This window comes from Flavobacterium sp. HNIBRBA15423, from assembly GCF_052655965.1.
This window is the reverse complement of the sequence record NZ_CP199751.1, coordinates 4,203,167-4,227,098: the sequence shown is the minus strand read 5'-3', so window position 1 is coordinate 4,227,098 and position 23,932 is coordinate 4,203,167. Positions and strand designations below refer to the sequence as shown.

At 30.7% G+C, this 23,932-nt stretch carries 15 protein-coding genes and 1 tRNA gene; 11 read left to right on the top strand and 5 right to left on the bottom strand.

What is annotated here, in order from left to right; genetic code table 11:
- Positions 1–2: 2 nt before the first annotated feature.
- On the top strand, positions 3–1,202 hold the full coding sequence (locus ACULEV_RS18790; RefSeq protein ID WP_445456589.1) for an ABC transporter permease: 1,200 nt from the start codon (positions 3–5) through the stop codon (positions 1,200–1,202).
- Positions 1,203–1,231: 29 nt separating this feature from the next.
- On the opposite strand, the gene ACULEV_RS18785 is transcribed toward ACULEV_RS18790, so the two are convergent.
- Positions 1,232–1,311 (bottom strand) — tRNA-Leu (locus ACULEV_RS18785).
- Between the two features lie 175 nt (positions 1,312–1,486).
- Between ACULEV_RS18785 and ACULEV_RS18780 the strand changes: the two genes are divergently transcribed.
- The 4 genes from ACULEV_RS18780 (at position 1,487) to ACULEV_RS18765 (ending at position 4,428) form a co-directional block, all read left to right on the top strand.
- Positions 1,487–2,428: a ribose-phosphate pyrophosphokinase gene (locus tag ACULEV_RS18780; protein ID WP_445456588.1), complete on the top strand. Its 942-nt coding sequence runs from the start codon at positions 1,487–1,489 to the stop codon at positions 2,426–2,428.
- 49 nt (positions 2,429–2,477) lie between these two features.
- A complete protein-coding gene (locus tag ACULEV_RS18775) occupies positions 2,478–3,080 on the top strand; it encodes a 50S ribosomal protein L25/general stress protein Ctc (RefSeq protein WP_445456587.1) in 603 nt (200 codons plus the stop codon).
- A 212-nt stretch (positions 3,081–3,292) separates the two neighbouring features.
- Positions 3,293–3,859 (top strand): aminoacyl-tRNA hydrolase, encoded by a 567-nt coding sequence (pth, locus tag ACULEV_RS18770; RefSeq protein WP_445456586.1) that lies wholly within the window; start codon positions 3,293–3,295, stop codon positions 3,857–3,859.
- Between the two features lie 47 nt (positions 3,860–3,906).
- Entirely contained in the window at positions 3,907–4,428 is a 522-nt protein-coding gene (locus ACULEV_RS18765) for a hypothetical protein (RefSeq protein WP_445456585.1), read from the top strand.
- A 52-nt stretch (positions 4,429–4,480) separates the two neighbouring features.
- Here the strand turns inward: ACULEV_RS18765 and ACULEV_RS18760 are convergent, their stop codons facing one another.
- Positions 4,481–7,708 (bottom strand): zinc-dependent metalloprotease, encoded by a 3,228-nt coding sequence (locus tag ACULEV_RS18760; protein ID WP_445456584.1) that lies wholly within the window; start codon positions 7,706–7,708, stop codon positions 4,481–4,483.
- Positions 7,709–7,847: 139 nt separating this feature from the next.
- Positions 7,848–11,090 carry a zinc-dependent metalloprotease gene (locus tag ACULEV_RS18755; protein WP_445456583.1) on the bottom strand — a complete coding sequence of 1,081 codons (3,243 nt, stop codon included), beginning with the start codon at positions 11,088–11,090 and terminating at the stop codon, positions 7,848–7,850.
- Between the two features lie 170 nt (positions 11,091–11,260).
- On the opposite strand from ACULEV_RS18755, the gene ACULEV_RS18750 reads away from it, so the two are divergent.
- The 6 genes from ACULEV_RS18750 to ACULEV_RS18725 all read left to right on the top strand — a co-directional run bounded on the left by ACULEV_RS18750 (position 11,261) and on the right by ACULEV_RS18725 (position 18,287).
- The gene (locus ACULEV_RS18750) at positions 11,261–13,342 is read left to right on the top strand and encodes a T9SS type A sorting domain-containing protein (RefSeq protein WP_445456582.1); all 2,082 of its coding nucleotides are present in this window, start codon (positions 11,261–11,263) and stop codon (positions 13,340–13,342) included.
- Positions 13,343–13,449: 107 nt separating this feature from the next.
- Positions 13,450–14,379 carry a bifunctional riboflavin kinase/FAD synthetase gene (locus ACULEV_RS18745; RefSeq protein WP_445456581.1) on the top strand — a complete coding sequence of 310 codons (930 nt, stop codon included), beginning with the start codon at positions 13,450–13,452 and terminating at the stop codon, positions 14,377–14,379.
- On the top strand, positions 14,379–15,680 hold the full coding sequence (locus ACULEV_RS18740; protein WP_445456580.1) for an HTTM domain-containing protein: 1,302 nt from the start codon (positions 14,379–14,381) through the stop codon (positions 15,678–15,680). The genes ACULEV_RS18745 and ACULEV_RS18740 overlap by 1 nt, the downstream gene beginning before the upstream one ends.
- Positions 15,681–15,755: 75 nt before the next feature.
- Positions 15,756–16,199 (top strand): hypothetical protein, encoded by a 444-nt coding sequence (locus ACULEV_RS18735; protein WP_445456579.1) that lies wholly within the window; start codon positions 15,756–15,758, stop codon positions 16,197–16,199.
- 65 nt (positions 16,200–16,264) lie between these two features.
- Positions 16,265–17,350 carry a biotin synthase BioB gene (gene bioB / locus ACULEV_RS18730; RefSeq protein WP_445456578.1) on the top strand — a complete coding sequence of 362 codons (1,086 nt, stop codon included), beginning with the start codon at positions 16,265–16,267 and terminating at the stop codon, positions 17,348–17,350.
- Positions 17,351–17,423: 73 nt separating this feature from the next.
- A complete protein-coding gene (locus ACULEV_RS18725) occupies positions 17,424–18,287 on the top strand; it encodes a cupin-like domain-containing protein (protein ID WP_445456577.1) in 864 nt (287 codons plus the stop codon).
- A gap of 31 nt (positions 18,288–18,318) precedes the next feature.
- Here the strand turns inward: ACULEV_RS18725 and ACULEV_RS18720 are convergent, their stop codons facing one another.
- Complete coding sequence (locus ACULEV_RS18720) at positions 18,319–19,707, bottom strand: dipeptidase (protein WP_445456576.1); 1,389 nt, start codon at positions 19,705–19,707, stop codon at positions 18,319–18,321.
- A gap of 101 nt (positions 19,708–19,808) precedes the next feature.
- The gene (locus ACULEV_RS18715) at positions 19,809–23,852 is read right to left on the bottom strand and encodes a reprolysin-like metallopeptidase (RefSeq protein ID WP_445456575.1); all 4,044 of its coding nucleotides are present in this window, start codon (positions 23,850–23,852) and stop codon (positions 19,809–19,811) included.
- Positions 23,853–23,932: the final 80 nt, after the last annotated feature.

Below are 23,932 nucleotides of genomic sequence, written 5' to 3'. Positions count from 1 at the left end.
ACTTGAATTTTCCATTTTACATAGCAAAAAGATACGCTGTTAGTTTTAGTAAAAATTCAGCAATAAATACAATCACTATAATTTCTTCTATAGCTATTGTAGCTAGCGCTATGTCTTTATTTGTTTTTTTATCAATTTTTAGTGGTTTAAGAGAATTTACTTTAAGTTACAGTAATTCTTCCGATCCGGATTTTAAAATAGAGGCAAGTCAAGGAAAATCTTTTTTTTTAACTGAGAATGAAATAGTAGAATTAAAAAAAAACATATCAATACTCAACTACAGTACAATAATAGAAGATCGAGTTTTATTCCGTTATGACAATAAAGAACAAATAGCCGTTATTAAAGGAGTAGATAGCACTTTTATCAATGTAAACAAAATAAGTGACTATGTATACGTTGGGAATTGGCTTGAACCAAATTCTCACGAATCGATTATAGGAAGTGAAATTGCAAGAAAATTATCATTAGGCTTATTTGATTATCAAAATTCGCTAGATGTATATGCTCCAAAACCAGGGAAAGGCGTAATAGAAAGTAACGAAAACGCATTTAATATAATTACATTACAACCTGTTGGCCTTTTTAATATTAACGAAGATATTGATGGCAAATATGTGTATTGTGACATTGAAATAGCTAGAAAATTATTTCAATTTAAAAAAAATCAAATCAGTAGTATTGAGTTTAAAACTAATTCAAAAGTATCTGAAGAAAAAATAATTCAAGATCTTAAAAACATTTTTAAAAACAAAGTTAAAATCAAAACTAAAGCACAGTTAAACGATTCTTTATATAAAATGCTAAACTCTGAAAATCTATTTATTTATCTTTTTAGCACTTTAATAGTAATTTTAACTCTTTTCTGTTTAGCTGGAGCGATTGTCATGATAATAATCGATAAAAAAGAAAACATAAACACCTTATATAATATAGGTCTAACATTTAAAGAAATTAGGAATATCTTTTTTATTCAAGGAATAATCATAACCACAATAGGCTTACTATTTGGGCTTTTATTAGGAACTATTCTCATTGTCATTCAACAACAATTTTCTGTATTAATGATTACTTCTAACATTGCTTATCCAGTTCAATTTAAAATTTTAAATATTTTATTAGTTATCGGAACCATAATTCCATTAGGATTAATTTCTTCATGGATAGCTTCCGGAAGAGTAAACAAAGAAATTTTAAAATAAAAAAGCTCCAACTTAAAGTTGAAGCTTTGTACCTTGGGTGGGAATCGAACCCACACTCCGAAGAACACGAGTTTGAGTCGTGCGCGTCTACCAATTCCGCCACCAAGGCAAAAAATACTACTCAAAAAAGTTCTATAATGTTTTTGAGATTGCAAATGTAATTATTTTTTCAAAAACAGTACTAAAAATACTTGAAAATTTACTTTCAGAGTCGAAATTTATTTCTAAATTTGCACCTCGTTAACACAACACGGCACTAAACAACTACTAAACAACAAATTAAGATGTCATACAACGAGCCTGAAGCAAAAATATTTGCATGTTCTCAGAGTGTGTACCTAGCGGAAAGAATAGCCGAAAGCTACGGTGTCCCGCTTGGGAAAATTACGTTCTCAAAATATAGTGATGGAGAATTTCAACCTTCTTTTGAAGAATCAATAAGAGGTTTGCGTGTTTTCCTAGTTTGTTCTACTTTTCCTAGTTCAGACAATTTAATGGAATTATTACTTATGATTGATGCTGCGAAAAGAGCTTCTGCACGTCATATTACAGCAGTAATACCTTATTTTGGATGGGCAAGACAAGATAGAAAAGACAAACCAAGAGTTCCTATAGGAGCAAAGTTAGTGGCTAAATTATTAGAAACAGCTGGTGCAACTCGAATTATGACCATGGATTTACATGCAGATCAAATTCAAGGATTTTTTGAAAAGCCTGTTGATCATTTGTTTGCTTCTACTATCTTTTTACCATATGTGAAAAGTTTAAAATTAGAAAACTTAACAATTGCCTCACCGGATATGGGTGGTTCAAAGAGAGCCTATGCTTATTCTAAGTTTTTAGAATCAGATGTAGTCGTTTGTTACAAGCAAAGAAAAAAAGCCAATGTAATTGACACTATGGAGCTTATAGGAGATGTTACAGGAAGAAATGTCATACTAGTTGACGACATGATAGACACAGGAGGTACTTTAGCAAAAGCTGCTGATGTTATGATGGAAAGAGGAGCATTAAGCGTAAGAGCAATATGTACACATCCTATTTTATCAGGAGAGGCTTATGAAAAAATAGAAAATTCTAAATTATTAGAATTAATTGTTACCGATTCTATTCCTTTAAAGAGAGAGTCAAAAAAAATAAAAGTGGTTACTTGTGCTAATTTATTTGCTGAAGTAATGCATATGGTACAAAACAACAACTCCATAAGTGGAAAATTCTTAATGTAGAGATTAAGAAATTAAAGAGAATTATTTTTATTAATTATATATTTTAACAATGAAATCAATTACGATTAAAGGATCAGAAAGAGAAAACGTAGGCAAAAAGGCAACTAAAGCCGTACGTGATGCTGGAATGGTTCCTTGCGTTATATACGGAGGAAATCAACCAGTACATTTTACAGCAGATGAAAGAGCATTCAAAGACTTGGTGTACACTCCAAACGCTCATACTGTTGTAATTGAATTAGAAGGTAAAAAAGTTGATGCAATCTTACAAGATATTCAATTTCACCCAGTTTCTGACAAAATTTTACACATCGATTTCTTCCAATTAAATGACGATAAAGAAATTATTATGGAAGTTCCTGTGAAAGTTATTGGAAAATCTCCTGGTGTTATGGCTGGAGGTGTTTTACGTTTAAACCAACGTCGTTTAAAAGTAAAAGCATTACCTAAAAACTTACCTGATTTTGTAGAAGCAGACATTACTGCACTTGAAATGGGTAACAAATTGTATGTTACTAAATTAGAAGCAAACAATTTCAAATTGATGCACCCAGATAACACAGTGGTTTGTCAAGTAAGAATTTCTCGTGCTGCAATGAAAGCGGCTCAAGAAGCTGCAAAAGCTGCAAAAGCACCAGCAAAGAAAAAATAATTTCACATTATTTTATCATACACAAAAGCATCAGTAAACTGATGCTTTTTTATTTTAAAACTATTAGTCCGTTTTTTATGCAATTGGAATTCTAATCAGTATTAATTAGTAATCCTTTTACTATTGGCAAAACAACAAAAACGAACTATTTTTGTACTATGAAATGGTTTAAAAGTTTATTCACTAACAAAAAAGAAAATAAAGTAGATTCAATGAAGAAATTCTTAATCGTTGGCTTAGGAAATATTGGTTCCGAATATGTAAATACACGTCATAACATAGGTTTTAAAATACTTGATTATATCTCAAATCAAGAAAGTTGCTCATTTCAAACAGCAAAACTTGGAGATATAGCTGAATTAAAAATAAAAGGACGCACTTTACTTTTATTAAAACCTAATACTTATATGAATCTGAGTGGAAAAGCGGTTAAATATTGGATGGAAAAGGAAAATATTGCTAAAGAAAATATCCTAATAATCACAGATGATTTAAATTTATCATTTGGAACTATTAGAATTAAAAGCAAAGGTAGTGATGGTGGTCATAATGGTCTAAAAAATATTCAATTACTATTAAACACTTCCGAATATCCTAGATTTCGATTTGGAATAAGTGATGTTTTTAAAAAAGGACAACAAGTTAATTATGTTTTGGGAGAATGGAGTGATGAAGAAAAAGAAAAACTAAAAGAAAGACTTGAAATTTCTTCTGAAATTGTTAAATCATTTGCTTTAGCTGGACTAAACAATACCATGAATTTATTTAATGGCAAATAATTGGTTTGTTTTTTGAGTATATTTACTACAAACCAATACATTACCGCATGATAAAAATAATTTTCACACTTATTATAACTTTATTATTTTCTTGTAACAGTATTAAAACCAAAGAAAATAAATTGGAAGAAACAAACAAATCTAACCTTTCTTGTCCTGAAAATGGAGTATGTACAATTGAAATCATAAAAAACAAAGGTTTAATTATAAAAAGAGATGAAATAAACAGTATTTATTATCAAACCGAGGACAATATAAACTATTCAATCGTCAAATATAGTTATACAAAAAAAACAGAAAAGGGACTTCAAGATGATAATTACATTGAAGAAATTATTTTTCAACTACAAAATTCTGATTCTGATTTAGAATTAACTGATTTAGAATTACAAAACACAAAAATGCTATTTGGAAAACATTGTTTTTGTAAAGGTCAAGCAGGATATTACTTGATAGTTAAAGGGAATATGAATTTTAACAAGAAAAAAGAAGAGTATAATTTAGTCTTAAATTTTATTGTTCCAGAAGTTTCTCAAAGAGTTAATACAATTAAAGCTTCTTTTAAATAAAAAATCCCTTTATTTAAAAAACAAAGGGATTTTTTAAGTTTCTAATAATTATTTATTCAATAATTATTTTCTTCATTGTTTTTTTAGTTCCATCAATTATTGAAACTAAATAAACTCCAGTTTGAACATTATTTAAGTTTATATTTTGACTAAAGTTTCCAGTGTTAGAAAATGACTTTTTATACACTTCTCTTCCACTAATGTCATATACATTAATACCTATGTCATTTGATGAATTAGATAAAAACTTAACCATAAAACTACCATTATTAGGATTAGGATACAATGCAAATTCTTCAAAATCAAAATCCTCATTTGCTAATGGCTGAACTGTACAAATATTTAAACTCCAACTATTTAAAGAACCACCATCTTGGTTGAAGGCGTCAGATATTGTTAAAACCCAAGTCCCTGTAGAAGTTTCTCCATTAAAAGCAGATAATAATTGATTTGGTAATATAGTTCCAGTTACTGCTGGATTACTACCACAAACCAAAGCAGAACCAGAATCATCAAAAGTAGCATTTACATTATCCGCAGACCCACATACATCACTAAATAAAACAACTTGTGTGCCTGAAGGGCTTGTTAATCTTGCTGTCAAATCACTAATATAAGTATGTGTAATATTCATAGTAACATTCACATCTGATATTGAACCTCCCGATGGAATAGTTAATGATGAAGTAATTGTTGGTGTTCCAGATGCTGAAATCGCAACTGGAACATTAGTTGAAGATGTACTTGCACATGAAATTGTTCCTGTTGTAAATTTATATGCGTTTCCATAAACACCTGTACAAGTAGCATTTTTAGGCAATACTCTCCAGAAATAATCTGTTCCTTGATTCAATCCTGAGACACTATATGAATTTGAAGTTACATTTCCAGAACTTACAATAGTTGTAAAAGTATTATCTGTTGCAACTTGTACATCATAAGATGTTGCATTAGGATTAGGATTCCACGTTAAATTTAAAGAAGTATTTTGTGCCATTGCATTATTAGCAGGAACAGTCAAAATTACAGGGTTAATACCAATAGACAAGTAAAAAGGAACCGTTTTAGTAACAGCTCCAGAAGTAGCATTAACTAATATTTGATAATCTCCATCTGCAACAGAAGCTAAATTTCCTAAAGTCAAAGTAACCGTTCCTGTTGTACTAATAGAGCTAGGATTAAAACTTACAGTTGAGCCAGAAGGATTACCTGTAGCAGTAAAAGAAGTGCTTGAACTAAACCCACCTAAAGCTGAATAATTTATTACAAAATCAACTGTATTTCCTGAACAAATTGAGGTGTTTTGAGTCCCCTCAACTCCTGAAAAAGCAACTGAAAAAGATGAAGGAGGAGCAGTTATAGAGAAATTAGTATTAGATATATCATAAAAAATATGATTATAACCTCTTACCATAACTCTATTTTGAGAACCTAAGTTGTTTGGAGCAGTAACAATCTCAGAACCATCATTTGGCACTTTACTAGCTAACAATATAGGATAAGTAAATCCTCCATCTGTAGAAAGTAAAACATCAACATAAGATGCATTTATACCATTTGAATCTGTTCCTGCAACTGTCCAAGTCACAGTTTGATTGGTACCTGCTACCCATGAAACTGCAGTATTTGGAGAATTGACTAAGAAAGGACCTACAGTAGAAGTTGTAATCACTGTATTATCTATTCCAGTTTGTCCGCCATTTGGAGCTCTATTATCTCTAACAGTTAACGCAAAATTCATAGTTCGAGCAACATTAGGAACAACTTCCCATGTTGGAGCTAAATTATTATTAATAACATCTTGAATTCTTGGCATATATCTATCTGGCGATGTTACTGGTAAATTTGATCTAAAATTTGGCCCTGAAGTTGATGTTTGTGATGGAGATTGAGTAGATATTTCAGAATCCGTTTGTTCCCAACAATAAGTCAAAGCATCTCCATTTGCATCTGTTGCTAAACCTTTTAATATAAAAGCTGTTCCTCTAGGAATTATATAATCTGATCCTGCATTAACTACTGGAGCTATATTTCCATTTGGTGTGACTGTTGCACAAGAAGTTCCAAAAAACGTTCTCGTGTTCGCTTCAGCTATACTAATAAAACTAAAATGCGCATCTGAATTGTTTTGTACGTTTGGTGCACATATTCCTGCATAAGCCATTATTGTACTTCCACTTCCAGGTTCCACAGCTGTAGATGAATTTCTATTTCCTCCACAAGAGTTATTAAAAGTATGATTACATCCAAATTGATGCCCTACTTCATGAGCTACATAATCAATATCAAATGGATCACCAACTGGGGCAGATGAACCAGTTACACCTCTTGCTTTTTGGGAATTATTACAAACAACTCCTAAACCTGCTACTCCACCACCACCAGTACTTACTACATGTCCAATATCATAATTTGCAGAACCAATGATATTTGTAACATTAGTTTGATTTTGACCTAACATTGTACCACCGTCATTATTTGTATAAGGATCTGTTGCAGAATTTGTATAGATTAATAAGTTATTATTAGCAACTAAATTTAATCTTGCTGAAAAATCTCTTTCATAAATTGCATTAACCCTATTAACTGTAACAACAATAGCTGCTAAAGCACCTGAAACAGTACCTCCATGAAACTGGGCATATTCTCCAGTACAAGCCATTGCTAACCTATAGACCCTAAAATTACCATCACTTGTTCTTGATAAAAGATTACTTTCATCAATTAATGGCTTAAAAGCTTCATGGTTCAACTCGTCAAAATCACACTCAAAACTTTTAGTTCTTATTAAACTTGACCTATTATAAACAATATAATTCTTTAAATCCGTTGTATAAGTATCAATATAAGTTGTTCCTGTTGTTCCTGACAATATCATAGTATGCAACCCAAATTCTGTAATACTAAATCTCATTACAGCAGAAGAATCATCAATTCCTTTTCCTAAATAAGTTTTTATACTTGGAAATTTTATAGCTAAACCTTCTTCCATTACTGGAGAATCATAAATTTTAAAATTTGACATTTCTCCATTAGCATTTGGAAAAGCGATAATTACAGTAGAAGATTGTCCACTTAAATCATTAGGCACTCCAATTAATTTAGTTTTTAATTCTTGTAGGTCTAAAGAAAAAAGCTGATATTCTAATGGCATTGAAGATCTGTCTGTCTTTTTAAAAGCATTCAATTGCTTATCCGACACACTCTTCCACAATTCTTTTTGAGCATGTACATTGCAAAAAAGCAGTAATAAAAATGCCTTTAATAGTAATTTTTTCATAATTTGTTAGTTATAAGTTAGAAAACAAATATAATAATAAAAAACAATACATTATTTATTTTATTAACAGTCAATCAATTACATTAAAAAAGGAGCATTAAAAATGCTCCTTTTTTAATTTTTACTATATTATTAAAAATTATTCGATAATTATTTTCTTCATTGTTTTTTTAGTTCCATCAATTATTGATACTAAATAAACTCCAGTTTGAACATTATCTAAATTTATATTTTCATTAAAGTTTCCAGTATTAGAAAATGACTTTTTATACACTTCTCTTCCACTAATGTCATATACATTAACACCTATGTTATTTGATGAGTTAGATAAAAATTTAACCGTAAAACTACCATTATTTGGATTAGGATATAATGCAAATTCTTCAAAATCAAAATCTTCATTTGCTAATGGTTGAACCGTACAAATATTTAAACTCCAACTATTTAAAGAACCCCCATCTAGGTTGAATGCGTCAGACACTGTTAAAATCCAAGTTCCTGTAGAAGTTTCACCATTAAAAGCTGACAATACTTCGTCTGGCAACACAGTACCAGATATTCCTGGATTATTACCACATACTAAAGCCACACCAGAATCATCAAATGTAGCTACAATATTATTTATACTTGCACTTGGATTACATTCTCTAGAAAACAATTGCACGACAGTTCCAGAAGGACTTGTTAATGTAGCTGTCAAATCATTTATCCAAGTATGTGTAATATTCATAGTAACATTCACATCTGCTATAGAGCCTCCTGATGGGATAGTCAATGATGAAGTAATCGTTGGTGTTCCAGATGCTGAAATAGTAACTGGAACATTAGTTGAGGATGTACTTGCACATGAAATTGTTCCTGTTGTAAATTTATATGCACTTCCATAAATACCTGTACAAGTAGCATTTTTAGGCAACACTCTCCAAAAATAATCTGTTCCTTGATTTAATCCAGAAACATTATATGAACTTGAAGTTACATTTCCAGAACTTACAATAGTTGCAAAAGTATTATCAATTGCAACTTGTACATCATAAGATGTAGCGTTAGGGTTAGGATCCCAAGTTAAATTTAAAGAAGTATTTTGTGCTGTTGCATTATTAGCAGGAACTGTCAATGTAACTGGACTTACACCAATAGACAGATAAAATGGCACTGTTTTAGTGACAGCTCCAGAAGTAGCATTAACTAATATTTGATAATCTCCACCTGCAACAGAAGCTAAATTACCAACTGTTAAAGTAACAACACCATTAGTAGATGTAGAACTAGGACTAAAAACTATTGTTGAGCCAGCAGGATTTCCAGTTACAGCAAATGTTGTAGTTCCACTAAAACCATTTAATGCAGCATAATCAAAATTAAAATTTGCTGTCGTTAAAGTACAATCTGATATATTCTGTGTCCCTGAAAAAGCAACTGAAAAAGATGATGGTGCAGCTGTTATAGAGAAATTAGCGTTAGATATATCATAAAAAACATGATTATAACCTTTAACCATAATTCTTTTAGTTGTACCTACATTATTAGGAACTGTAATAATCTCAGAACCATCATTTGGCACTTTACTAGCTAACAATATAGGATAAGTAAACCCACCATCATTAGAAAGATATATATCTACATATCCTGCATTAATATTATTTGCTGTTGTTCCAGCCACATTCCATGTTACAGTCTGATTAGTACCTGCCACCCATGAAACTGCAGAATTTGGAGAATTAACCACAAAAGGCCCAGCTACGTCATTTACAGTTATTACAGTATCATCAAATCCAGTTTGACCTTGACCAGCAACATTATCTCTTGCTGTTAATCTAAAATTCAATGTTCTTGATACTGAACTTAAAGCTTCCGAAACAACATCTAATCCATTAGTTGTTTGACTATTTCCAATTGTAGAAGTTAAAATTGGAAAATGTCTTACAGGAATAGAGGTGTCAACATAATTTACCCAATTAGGACCTGATACTTTAGTTGCAGAAGCTGCACTTGCTGCACCTGTATTGCCAGTAGCATTATCAAATTGTTCCCATGTATAAGTTAATCCAGAAGCTCCACCAGCATCTGTTGCTGAACCTGTTAATACAAAAGGAGTGTTTCTTGGTATAGTGTAATTTGCACCTGCATTAACAACAGGAGCTGAATGAGTAATTGCGCTTGTAGTTTGACAAGATTTACTAGCCATGTTCGCTTGAACTTGAGCAATGCTAGCAGCATGAAAAACATCTATTGAATGCAAATGAGTATCATAAGGAGTAATTCCAGCGTATCCCATAATTGTTACTCCTGAACCTACTTCCATATTTACTCCAGAACCTTCATTTCCATGTGTGAAGGTATGGTTTGCTCCAAATTGATGACCAATCTCATGAGCCACAAAATCAATATCAAAATTATCTCCAACTGGCACTGTACTTGTTGTATAACCACTACCCTTTTGTCCGTTTACACAAACACAACCTATACATCCTGCATTACCATTATTACCAACTCTTCCCATTAAATGACCAACATCATAATTAGCTTCTCCAACAACTGAGGTTAAAGTTGACTGTAATTCAGAATTATAATTCGCATCAGTTGCCCCATATGGATCTGCTACTGAACCATCATAAATAATAGTTAAATTATTAACTAAATTCATATGAATAGCAAAATCCGTTTCAAAAACTCCATTTACTCGAGTTAAGGTAGTATTTATTGCTGCTAATGCTAATGGTTTTGTTCCTCCATGATAAGAAGTATATTCAGGTGTTACAGACATTGCTAATCTAAAATTTAACAATTGCCCAGTACTAGACCTTGATACGGAATTTGCTCTATTTGTTAAATCATTAACTAACGCATCATCAACTGTTGAACATGTAAATGGTAACTTACCTTTAACTCTAGATGATTTATAAATAGCATGTACTTTACCATCATTAGAGTAAGGCTCAATAAACTCACTTCCCTTGTCAGCTCTAGAAATCATAGCATTTAAGCCTCTTGGATCTATGCTCATTCTTAATCGAGCATGCTTATCATCTACTCCATTACCAGCATAAGAACGAATCTCTGGAAATTGGGCTTGTAAATCAGAATCAAAATTTGAAGCTTCATAAATTTCAAATCGCTCTAAATCTCCTTCTGAATTTGGTAAACTAATAATAATTCCTTTTGCATTCTTAGAAAAGCGATCTGAAACACCATTTAAAGACTGTTTTAAAACTGATATTTCTAAAGTCATTAATTCAAATGATTGTGGAAAGGACTCTCTTTCAACATACTTATTTTTTTTAACATTTTCAGAAAATGTTCTATGCCATAAGACATCCTTCTGTGAAAAACACAAATTTGCTACAAACAAACAAACTGTTATTAGTAATAATTTCTTCATAATTTTATGGAATTTGTTTTATATATGACAAATATAATCATAAAAAATAATTTAAATTACATATATATATAATTCTCTTTTATCATTTTTAATTAAAATATTCAACAATAAAATTAAATCATGAAAAAATATTAAATTGCGAAACTTTAAAACTTTAAAATATTTCATTAATGAAAAAATTAACTTTACTATGCTTAACATTTTTGTCCTTGAATTTAAATGCTCAAATTAGAAAAACTTCTACTCATTTTAGCAAAGAATTAAATAACGGAAATCTCTCGCCAAGCGGGCATATAAGATGTGCTTCAGTAGAATATGAAGAATTACTTAGAAAAAATGATTCTAAAAGATTAAACGATCAAGAATTTGAAAATTGGATAGCCCCTTTAATTAAAAAATACAAAAATTCTGAAAGCTATCGATCTGAAACTGGTGGAATTATAACAATTCCAGTAGTTGTTCACGTTATACATAATGGTGATGCTTATGGAAGTAATGAAAATATTAGTGACGAACAAGTGGAATCACAAATAACTGTACTAAATCAAGATTTTAGAAGATTAGCTGGAACTCCAGGTTTTGGCATTGGTGTTGATACACAAATACAATTTGCTTTAGCAAAAGTAGATCCTAATGGAAACCCAACAAATGGAATAGATAGAATAAACCTATGTAGAACTGACTGGAATGCAGGAACATCAAATGCGACCTTAACATTAGTAAATACAGAGGTAAAACCACAAACTATCTGGAATCCTGAGGATTATTTGAATATGTGGTCAGTTAATTTTGGATCATTAGGTTTATTAGGGTATGCTCAATTTCCTAGTTCATCTGGACTAGGAGGATTAAATGTTTCTGGAGGAGATGCCAACACAGATGGAGTTGTTTCAAATTATGGTACATTTGGCTCAAGAACAATCTATCCTTCTGGCAATTATGAGGGCACACAATATGACAAAGGAAGAACAATGACGCATGAAGTTGGTCATTGGGTTGGATTAAGACATCTTTGGGGAGATGGTGATTGTACAGTTGATGATTTCTGTGCTGACACTCCTAATTGTTCTGGAGATTACTATGCCGGAACTGGAACTGGAGGCTGTATAGCTCCTACACAATGTTCTGGAACTAGACAAATCCAGAATTATATGGATTATTCTGATGATTCTTGTATGAGCATTTATACTCAAAATCAAAAAGACAGAATGGTAACCGTTTTCAACAATTCTCCTAGAAGATTATCTTTAAGAACATCTACAAAAGATTTAGCAATTGCATTATTTGCAAATGATGCAGAAGTGAAAATTGAAAACATCTGTAATACTACTGAAGCTACATGTTCAAATCCTAACCCTTCTTCTCCTGCAAAAATAATTTCATTGTACAATAGAGGAACGTCAACATTAACTTCAGCATCTATAAACTACAACATTGATGGTGGAACAAATTATGTTAACAATTGGACAGGCTCATTGGCTCCAAATAAATTTGCATATATAACTTTACCAAACACTGCTTCTAATGGAACTTTAAATGTTTCAATCACAGCAGCAAATGGCGTAACTGACCAAAGAACATCTAACAATTCTGCATCAAAAGTTTTCAACAACAGTATTAGTAATTTTGATTACACAGCTTTCACCTTTGACTTAGTTGGAGACCCTTTTGGATCTGAAACAACATGGCAATTAACTAATCAGTCTGGTGCAACACTATATTCTGGAGGACCTTATACCAATCAAGCTTCTGCCGGAACACAAGCATTGGTAACTAATCAAACATGGAATTTACCAGCAAATGGATGTTATACTTTTACAATCAATGACTCTTATGGAGATGGGATGGCTGGAAGCACAACTGGAGGAGTTCCTAACAATGATGAAGGCAGTTGGACAATTAAAGCTAATAGTGGCACAGTAACTGTTGGTTCTGGTGGAGATAATTTTGGTTCAAGCGAATCTTTTTCTTTTTCAAATAATGTACTTAATTCAGACACTTTTAACCCTCTTGAAAAAATAACTTTATACCCTAATCCTACTAATTCATTTTTAAACATTAACATTCCTAATGAGTTAGAATCACCGTCAAATTATGAAATTTACAATAATCTAGGACAAGTTATTAAGTCTTCAAACACAACAACTAGTTCAGATTTACAAATAAATACTTCTGAACTATCAAACGGAATTTATTTTCTAAAACTAAATTTTGAAAATGCTACTAAAACTTTACGTTTTATTAAAAACTAAATAATTTAAAATAATAGAATAATTTAAAAGAGGATTGATAAAATTTTATCAATCCTCTTTTTTTAACTGAATTTAAAATACTTATTTTTGCTATAAATATTTTCACATTGAACATTTTTAATTCAATTTCTTCATTTACTACAAAAAAGAAAACTATTGTAACAATAGGAACTTTTGATGGTGTACATATTGGTCATAAAAAAGTACTTCAAAAATTGCATAATTTGGCAATTGAAAAAGATGCAGAAAGTGTCTTACTGACTTTTTTTCCGCATCCTAGAATGGTATTACAACAAGATTTAGACATTAAACTTTTAAATACTATTGAAGAAAAAAAAGAATTAATTTCTGAATTTGAAATTAATCATTTAATCATACATCCTTTTGATTTAGAATTCTCTAGACTAACTGCTGAAGATTTTGTGAAAACTATTTTAGTTGACCAATTAAACATTTGTTCAATCATAATTGGATATGATCATCGTTTTGGAAGAAATAGAACTGCAACTATTGATGATTTAATTGAGTTTGGAACAAAATATAACTTTGATGTACAACAAATTACTGCAAAAGAAATAGATGAAATTGCAATTAGTTCAACCAAAATCAGGAATGCTCTTTTAGAAGGAGATATTGAAACGGCTAATACTTTTTTAGGCTATAATTACACTTTGTCTGGATTAGTAATTGAAGGCAAAAAAATAGGCCGTACCATAAATTTTCCAACAGCAAATATAAAAATTGATGAAGAATACAAACTAATTCCACAAAATGGTGTCTATATTGTTTCTGTTGAAATAAATAAATCTACTTATTTTGGTATGATGAATATTGGCACTAATCCAACAATTTCAGATAGTAGTCAAAGCATTGAAGTACATATTTTTGATTTTAATCAATCCATTTACAATCAAAATATTAAAATTTGTTTTTTAGAACGAATTAGAGACGAAGAAAAATATACCTCTTTAGATGAATTAAAAAAACAACTTGAAAAAGATAAAATTTTTTCACTTGCAAGAATAAAAAATTATTAATGAATAGTACTTTATTTAAAACCATTGATATTGCTCCTTTAGCTGTTTTTAGAATTTTTTTTGGATTTCTAATTGCTTGTGAAAGTTTTGGTGCCATTATTTCTGGTTGGATAAAAGACGTTCTGATTGCTCCACAATTTACATTTTCTTTCATTGGATTTGAATGGATTCAACCCTTATCTGGAAACGGAATGTATTACTATTTTGCCTTAATGGGAGTTTTAGGAATCTCAATAATGATAGGTTTTCGATATGTCCTTTCCATGTTTTTATTTTGCCTTTTATGGACAGGAGTTTATCTCATGCAAAAAAGTTCTTATAATAATCATTATTACTTATTGATTATAATCAGTTTTATGATGATTTTTTTACCTGCAAATCGCTATAAATCATTAGATGTTAAATTTGGGTACACTAAAGAGTCTGTTGAAATACCATATTGGATTAATCTTATTTTCATTATCCAAATAACCATAGTCTATTTTTATGCTTTTGTTGCCAAACTTTATCCGGATTGGTTAGATGGAACTTTTACAAAAAACCTACTACAAGGAACCACTACGAGACCTTTTTTTTTAGAGTTATTTGCTCAAAAATGGTTTTATTTATTTATAGCCTATGCAGGAATTTTATATGATTTATTAATTATTCCATTTTTATTATACCGAAAAACTAGAACTTTAGCATTATTAGCCTCATTACTATTTCACTTATTCAATGCAATAGTACTACAAATAGGTATTTTCCCTTTTTTTGCATTAAGTTTTGCGTTATTTTTTTACAATCCTGACACAATTAGGAAAATCTTTTTTAGGAATAAGATAACAAAACCTTTATTTCCTTCTTTAAATTTTAAAAATAAAAAAATTCTTTATTTCTTATTTACACCTTTTTTATTTATACAATTAATTTTACCATTAAGACATTATTTTATAAAAGGAGATGTTTTATGGACAGAAGAAGGACATCGATTAAGTTGGAGAATGATGTTAAGAGAAAGGAGTGGTTATATTTCATTTGAAATAGTTGAAAACGATACAAAACAAAGTATGATTTATGATTACTCTAAAAATCTAACTTCCAAACAAGCTAGACAACTTCCCACAAAACCTGATTTTATTTGGCAATATTGTCAGAAAATAAAAGAAGAATACAACGGCAAGAATATCTCTATTTATGTAAATTGTGCAAATTCAATAAATAGAAAACCTTACAAAATATTGATTGATCCAAAATACGATATGGCAAAAGCAAAATGGAATTATTTCTTTCATAATGAATGGATACTAATAAACAATTAACTATTTTTTACATTTTGATTACCAATTGATTACGATTTTTTTATTACCTTTATGTATAACAAAAATCAACAAATTATGAAAAATTCAATTGAAATCAAAAATGGGTTCCTCATTTTTTTAGGAATAGGAATATTCTTTCTATTAATGGATTTGTTTGGCTTAGCAGACAAAAATTATTTAAGAATTTTGAATGCTTTTATTGTGCTTTATGGGATAAATAAAACTATTCAATTTAATTTTAATCATGGAAATTCAGATTATTTAGATAATTTAATATCTGGATTTAAAACAGGTATTATTGGTGTAGTTCTTGGAATAATTGGACTAATTCTTTTTGTATATATAAAAGGTGGAGAATCTTACTTAACTAAACTTTCAGATACTTTTTTCTTTGTTGGAAAAACAAATATTATCAAATATTGTAGTGTTTTATTTTTTGAAGGAATTGCATCAAGTTTAATTGGCTCTTTTGCTTTAATGCAATATTGGAAAGATGTAATCGTAAATTCAAAATACTAATTGATTTCATAATTTTTTTAATGTTCAAAAGTAATTCCCTATTTTTGAGCATTAAAAAAAAATTAATGAATACGATTAGATATAATTGGACTAAGCAAGAAATAATTGAGCTTTACAATAAACCCTTAATGGATTTATTATTTGAAGCAGCAACAACACATAGAAAATTTCACAATCCAAACGTAGTACAGGTTTCAACACTCCTATCTATAAAGACTGGTGGTTGCCCTGAAGACTGCGGTTATTGCCCACAAGCAGCTCGTTATCACACTAATATTGAAGGAAATGATTTAATGAGTGTGTCCCAAGTAAAAGCACAAGCTTTAAGAGCTAAATCTTCTGGCTCTTCAAGAGTTTGCATGGGAGCAGCTTGGAGAAATGTAAAAGATGGTCCAGAATTTGACCAAGTATTAGAAATGGTAAGAACCATCAACAAATTGGATATGGAGGTTTGTTGTACCTTAGGTATGATTACCGAAAATCAAGCAAAACGTTTAGCAGAAGCAGGCTTATATGCTTATAATCACAACTTAGATTCGTCAGAAGAATACTATAAAGAAGTTATTTCAACACGTGGTTTTGAAGATCGCTTAAAAACAATTGATAATGTTAGAAAAACCAATGTGACAGTTTGTAGTGGTGGAATTATTGGAATGGGAGAAAGTATAGAAGATAGAGCTGGAATGTTAGTAGCTTTGGCCTCTTTAAACCCACAACCAGAATCTGTACCAATTAATGCATTAGTAGCTGTCGAAGGAACTCCATTAGAAAATGAAAAACCAATTGAAATTTGGGACATGATAAGAATGGTAGCAACAACAAGAATTGTAATCCCTGAAACTCAAGTTAGACTTTCAGCAGGAAGAACACAAATGAGTCGTGAAGGTCAAGCAATGTGTTTTTTTGCTGGAGCCAATTCAATTTTTGCAGGTGACAAATTATTAACTACTCCAAATCCTGATGTAAATGAAGACATGAAAATGTTTGAATTATTAGGTCTTGTTCCTCAAAAGCCATTTATCAAAAAAATGCAGCCTGAAACAGTTGAAGCTGAAAATTCAGAATATCAGACACTTGGAGAAAAACCAAAATGGTCAAGACCTGGTCATACTATTGACAGAAATCTTGAAGCTTCACAAAAAGCAAAATAAAGTTTTCATAAATTTTAAATAAATTTGATAACAATTAGATAAATTTGCTCTAAGGAAACTTAGAGCTTTTTTTATGTCTTCATTACATCTAACAGAAATTGAACGTGTAGAAACCATCTCAAAAGAAGATTTTTATACTAACTATGTAAAAAAACAAAAACCAGTAGTTATTGAAAAAATGACTAAAGACTGGCCAGCCTATTCTAAATGGGATCTTGAGTATATCAAATCATTAGCGGGTGATAAAACTGTGCCTTTATATGATGACAGACCAGTTTCTTATAAAGATGGTTTTAATCAAGCACATGCAAAAATGAAAATGAGTGAGTATATTGATTTATTACAATCTAAACCCACTAATTATCGCATTTTTCTATACAATTTAATGAAAGAAGTACCTTTGCTTCAAAATGATTTTAGATGGCCTAAAATTGGGTTAAAATTAATCAAACAGTTACCAATGCTTTTTTTTGGTGGAGAAAATTCAAAAGTATTCATGCATTTTGATATTGACTATTCTAATATTTTGCATTTTCATTTTCATGGTAAAAAACAATGTATTTTATTTTCACAAGAATCTACCCCTTATTTATACAAGATTCCTCATTCCTTAATTTCAAGAGAAGATATTGATTTTGAAAATCCAGATTTCGAAAAATTTCCTGCTTTAAAAAAGGCTAAAGGCTACATTTGTAATTTAAAACATGGTGAAATGTTATACATGCCAGAAGGATATTGGCATTATATGAAATATGTTACTCCTGGTTTTTCTATGAGTTTAAGAGCATTACCTAAAAAACCTAAACATCTTATAAAAGCGGTTTATAATGTTTTGATAATGCGTCATTTTGATAATTTTATGAGAAAAAGAAAAGGGCAAGTGTGGATTGATTATAAAAATGAAAAAGCAATGAGTAACACTAATAAAAGTATATAAAAAATGCCATTCAAATGAATGGCATTTTTTATTATTTACTCATTTCACTAAAATACTTGTAGAACAATGGTATTGTTTCAATTCCTTTTAAATAATTAAAAATACCAAAATGTTCATTTGGAGAATGAATTGCATCACTATCTAAGCCAAATCCCATTAGGATTGTTTTACTTTTTAATTCTTTCTCAAACAAAGCAACAATTGGAATACTTCCTCCTGAACGAACAGGAATAGCAGGAACTCCAAAAGTTTCATTATACGCTTTATTTGCTGCTCGATAACCAATACTATCTATAGGTGTTACATAACCTTGACCACCATGGTGCGGCTTTACTACTACTTTAACCGATTGTGGAGCAATACTTTCAAAATGATTTTTAAATAATGCTGTAATTTCTTCCCAATCTTGATTAGGCACTAAACGCATTGAAATTTTTGCATACGCCTTACTTGCTATAACTGTTTTTGCTCCTTCACCTGTATAACCACCCCAAATTCCATTAACATCTAATGTAGGTCTAATAGAATTTCTTTCATTAGTAACGTAACCAGTTTCACCATACACTTCATCTATATCTAATGCTTTTTTATAGTTTTCCAATGAAAATGGTGCTTTTGCCATTTCCGCTCTTTCTACATCTGATAACTCCTCTACTTTATCATAAAATCCAGGAATAGTAATGTGATTATTTTCATCATGAAGGGAAGCAATCATTTTAGTTAATATATTTATTGGATTAGCAACTGCTCCACCATATAAGCCAGAGTGCAAATCTCTATTTGGCCCTGTAACTTCAACCTCAACATAACTCAAACCACGAAGACCTGTTGTAATTGATGGTTGAGTATTTGAAATCATGCCTGTGTCAGAAATTAATATTACATCATTAGCTAACTTTTCTTGGTTTCGCTCAACAAACCAACTCAAACTTTTCGATCCTACTTCTTCCTCTCCTTCAATCATGAATTTTACATTACATGGCAATGTATTTGTGGCAATCATATATTCAAATGCTTTTACATGCATATACATTTGTCCCTTATCATCACAAGCACCTCTAGCAAAAATAGCTCCTTCAGGATGAATATCTGTAGTTTTAATTACTGGTTCAAAAGGTGGAGATGTCCATAAATCTATTGGATCTGCTGGTTGTACATCATAATGACCATATACCAAAACAGTTGGTAGACTTTTATCTATTATTTTTTCTCCATATACAATTGGATAACCTGGAGTTTCACACAATTCTACAAAATCACAACCAGCTTTTTCTAAACTAGACTTTACAGTTTCGGCTGTGGTAATTACATCATAAGCATATGCACTATCCGCACTTACCGAAGGAATTTTTAATAATTCTATTAATTCATTTATAAATCGCTCTTTATTTTTTTCAACGTAATCTTTTATGTTTTCCATTCTATTTTATTGGTTTGTAAACCAAAGTTACGAAATAATATATTTACAAAAAAAATGAGTTGTCATTTCTGACAACTCATTATACAATATTATCTTATTCTTTAAAAAATAATCTTTTTATTTACTATTTGTCCATTACTTAAAGTAATTTTAACAAATAATGCTTGATTGGTGGATTGCATTGTGTTTATAGATAAACTATTTTGATTAACATTCTCATTATCTATTAAAATTCTCCCCAATACATCAAATATACTAATTGATTTAATTACTTCTTTTTCTGAATTTATAGTAATTAAATTATTCTGAGAGAAAATAATTACTTCATCATCATTAACAAAGACATTAGAATCTAAAGTTATATTTTTATAGACTACCTCAAAACGATCATTAAATGTTCCTGCTTGAGTTGTAAATGAATATGAAGATTGTTTAATGTCATGAACAACATTAGTATACTTGTCTTTCAGGTAAATATCTTGGTTATCGAAAAGACCATCAAATCCCTCAATACCAATTGAATAACTGCCTGACAACTCTGCTTTTAAACCTAAAACAACAATATCATCATTATTAAACGGTAAACCTTTCCCTTGAATTACAAATTCATCATCATTTATTATGCTATATAAATAAGTATTATTTGAAGAGTCGAGTGTTTTACCATCAATTGTGTTATCTATACCACTAGTTGCTCCTTCTTTATAACCCACTAATATTTGATTATATGCATCTGAATTCCCATTTAAATTTAGCCAATATCTATGAACTTCACTATTAGTTTGTATGGACGAAGTTCTAAAAAATTGTGTACTTAATGATGCATTTAATCTTTGGAAATTAGAAAAATTAGCATTTCCAAAATCATAAGCTCTAACAAAGAAACCTTGACCTGTTTGTATTTTACCATTTGGAATAGCACCTCCTGCTGCAGAAGCAGTTCCTCCCAAAGTTGTATAAGAAGCGTAATTATTAACTGGATATACACCTCCAGTAACTGGTACTGTATGGGTCCAAAAATAAAGCGCACCTACTGTAGTTGCATTGTCTTGCAAAAATCTATCTGCATCAATTGGAGAAGGATAAGGATTTCCTATAAGATTATACCCTTTTCCTAAACTAACAGTTAAATCTCCATTAAATGGAATGCCAGTAAATTGTCCATTATAAACTGTAGGAATTGTTGTAGACCAATTATTATCTACACGAATCATATAACCTTTACCAATAGTAAAATTGTTAGTTGGCGTAACTGACTGATAAGCAGTTGGTGTTGAGATTCCAGTATATAAATACTCATAAAAACGAGTTAAAACAGTATTAGGTGAAAAAGCTAATAATTGTTGTCCTACAACGGGTGATGTCCATGCTGTATAATCTTGACGAATCATAGGAGTAGAATTTCTATTAACCACTATATTTCCAGAATTTACTGCTGTAGCATCTATTTGAACTAGAGCTGCATTATTTTCAATTGTCAATACACCTGTTCCATTTACTACAACTTCATTTCCAATAGTCAAAGTATGACCTGAAACTATTGTTACATTAAATCCCGAGTTTACAGTAAAAGAACATGCTTCTAAATCTCCTGTTGAAATATAATTTCCATTTATAATTGCAGCCACATTTTTTAACGGAACACCATTTGACCATGAAGTGCCATTCCAAGTTGTTGTAATTACACCACAAGCATTAGGAGTCTCTGTAATTTGTTTATAACATAACTGAATAGTAAAACTATTTAAAGTTCCTGTTCTTCCGTCAGTAACAGCATCTGCTACTGCAAAAATCCATGTCCCAGCTGAATTCAAACCGTCAAAGGCAGTTAAAGGGACTAAAGGCTTCATATTTCCAAAATTATCTGTTACTCCACAAGCGGCAGCATTTGAAGATTCATCATCAAATGTTCCATTTAAATTTGTGATTGCATTCCCACAACTTCCACCTTGAAACAAATCAACATCAACAAAGGTTGTTCCAGGGCTTCTAACAAATGCATATATTTGATTTCTTCTACTATGTGTTATTGTTGTAGTAATATTAGCGTCAGAAATAGTAAAACTATCTGGTATATTAACAGACCATCCTGCATAACTACCTTGCGGAATATTCCCATTAGGTGTTGCTGTATAAGAATTACAAATACTCGTAACTGTATAACCAATAGCAAAATCCTGAGAATTAATCGCATAAAAATCATTTCCAGTAGGCTCTATCAAAATTCTACAATATGGAGCAGAAACGTTTGGAATAGTGACCACTTCTGATCCATCGTTTGGAGTATTTGCTAGTAAGACAGTAGGAAATGTTTGCCCTCCATCTATTGAAAGCTTTATATTAACATTTGATGCTCCTGTCATTGTATTAGTACTATTGACAGACCAAGTTATTGTTTGAGTAGAACCTTGAGTGTAACTAATACCTAAAGCATTTTGAGAAGTAACTAGAAATGGTCCTTTTGTGCTATCGAAAGTAACATCTGTATCTACACTTTCATTTGCACCGCCACCAGCTTTATTATCTCTTACCGTTAATCTAAATTTTAATGTTCTATTAGCACTAGGATTATTAGGAATTATTTCCCATTGATTACCCACAATGCCATTAGCAACATGATCTTCTAATCTTGGAAAATACCTAACTCCGTTGTTTTTTGGCATAAATGAACGGAAATTCGCTCCATTTGTTTTAGTTTCAGTTGGATATGATGCTACTGCTCCAACAGTAGTGGCATCATCAATCTGTTCCCAATTATAGGACAAAATATCACCTGAATCGGCATCTGTTGCTGTACCTATTAATTTAAAAGCTGTACCTCTTGGCACTATTTTACTAGCAGGTGCAGAAGGAATTGGTACCGCATTGGAAACATTCACTATAGTTGGACACGATTTACTTTTTATATTGGTAGTAATTTGTTCAATTGAACCTGCATGAAAAATTGGAATTGAATGACTAGCCACATCTGTTGCTCCTGTAATACCAGCATAACCCATAATTGTAACACCAGATCCTGGTTCCATATTTACACTATTGTTCTCTGTACTCATTGAAAAAGTATGATTACCTCCTAGTTGGTGTCCAATTTCGTGAGCTACATAGTCAACGTCAAAATTATCGCCTTGAGGTATAGCATCAGACGGAGACGTATATGCACTACCTTTTCCTGTTTCACAAACACATCCTATGCACCCTGCATTTCCTCCTCCTCCATCGGCACCAAATAAATGACCTATATCGTAATTTGAATCTCCAATTACACTTGTTAAAGTAGCTTGCAATTCAGAATTCCAGTTACCTAGGTTGGCTGAACTTGAATATGGGTCTGTTCCTGCATTATAATAAATAACATTAGTAGTCGTAGCTATTAGTTGCATGGTACAATTAAAATCAGATTCAAATAAAGCATTTACTCTTGTATAAGTAGCATTAAAAGCAGCTAAAACTAAATTTACTTGTGCTGCACTTGTAGCTCCAAAATAGTTTGCATATTCTGCAGTACATGATTGAGCCATTCTAAATATTCTCAATTGAGAATCATCTGCATTTTTAAAAGAATTATCCATTACTTCATTTGGATATCCAAATTTTTGAATAGATTCGTCTGTTGTACAACTAAATTTTCCTTCCGATTTTCCAGATTTAGACTTATCAAAAACAATAACTGTTTTATAATCTATTGAAATGGGATCTATAATGAAGGTTGATTCTTTTGAACCTGAACGCACTATAGCACTTATTCCATTATAAGGAGAAATACTGAATCTAATTGTATTTGATGGATTTGTTACACCTTGACCAGCAAAAGATCTAATTTCAGGAAATTGGGATTGCAAATCATCTTCAAAAGTTGACGCTTCAACAATTCTATATTCTTCCATCTCACCAACAACATTTGGTATTGATACAATCACATTTGAAACACCTAAAAACTCATCTCTTTTAGGTACATTTATTAAATTAGATTTAAATTTTTCATAGTCAAATTCAAATAATTCATATTCTAATGGCAATGATGACTTTCTTATTTTTTCAGCGTCATTAAAGGTAGTTCTTTCAATTCGTTTCCATCCATTTTCTTTTTGAGAATAGATCTGTAAAATTGAAAAAAACAGGAATAATGAAAGTATTGTTTTTTTCATTTTAATTTTGGTTATAGGTAATTTTTCTTAACATTAAGATAACAAATGTATAATTATTTTAATATTATTTTTAAACTTAA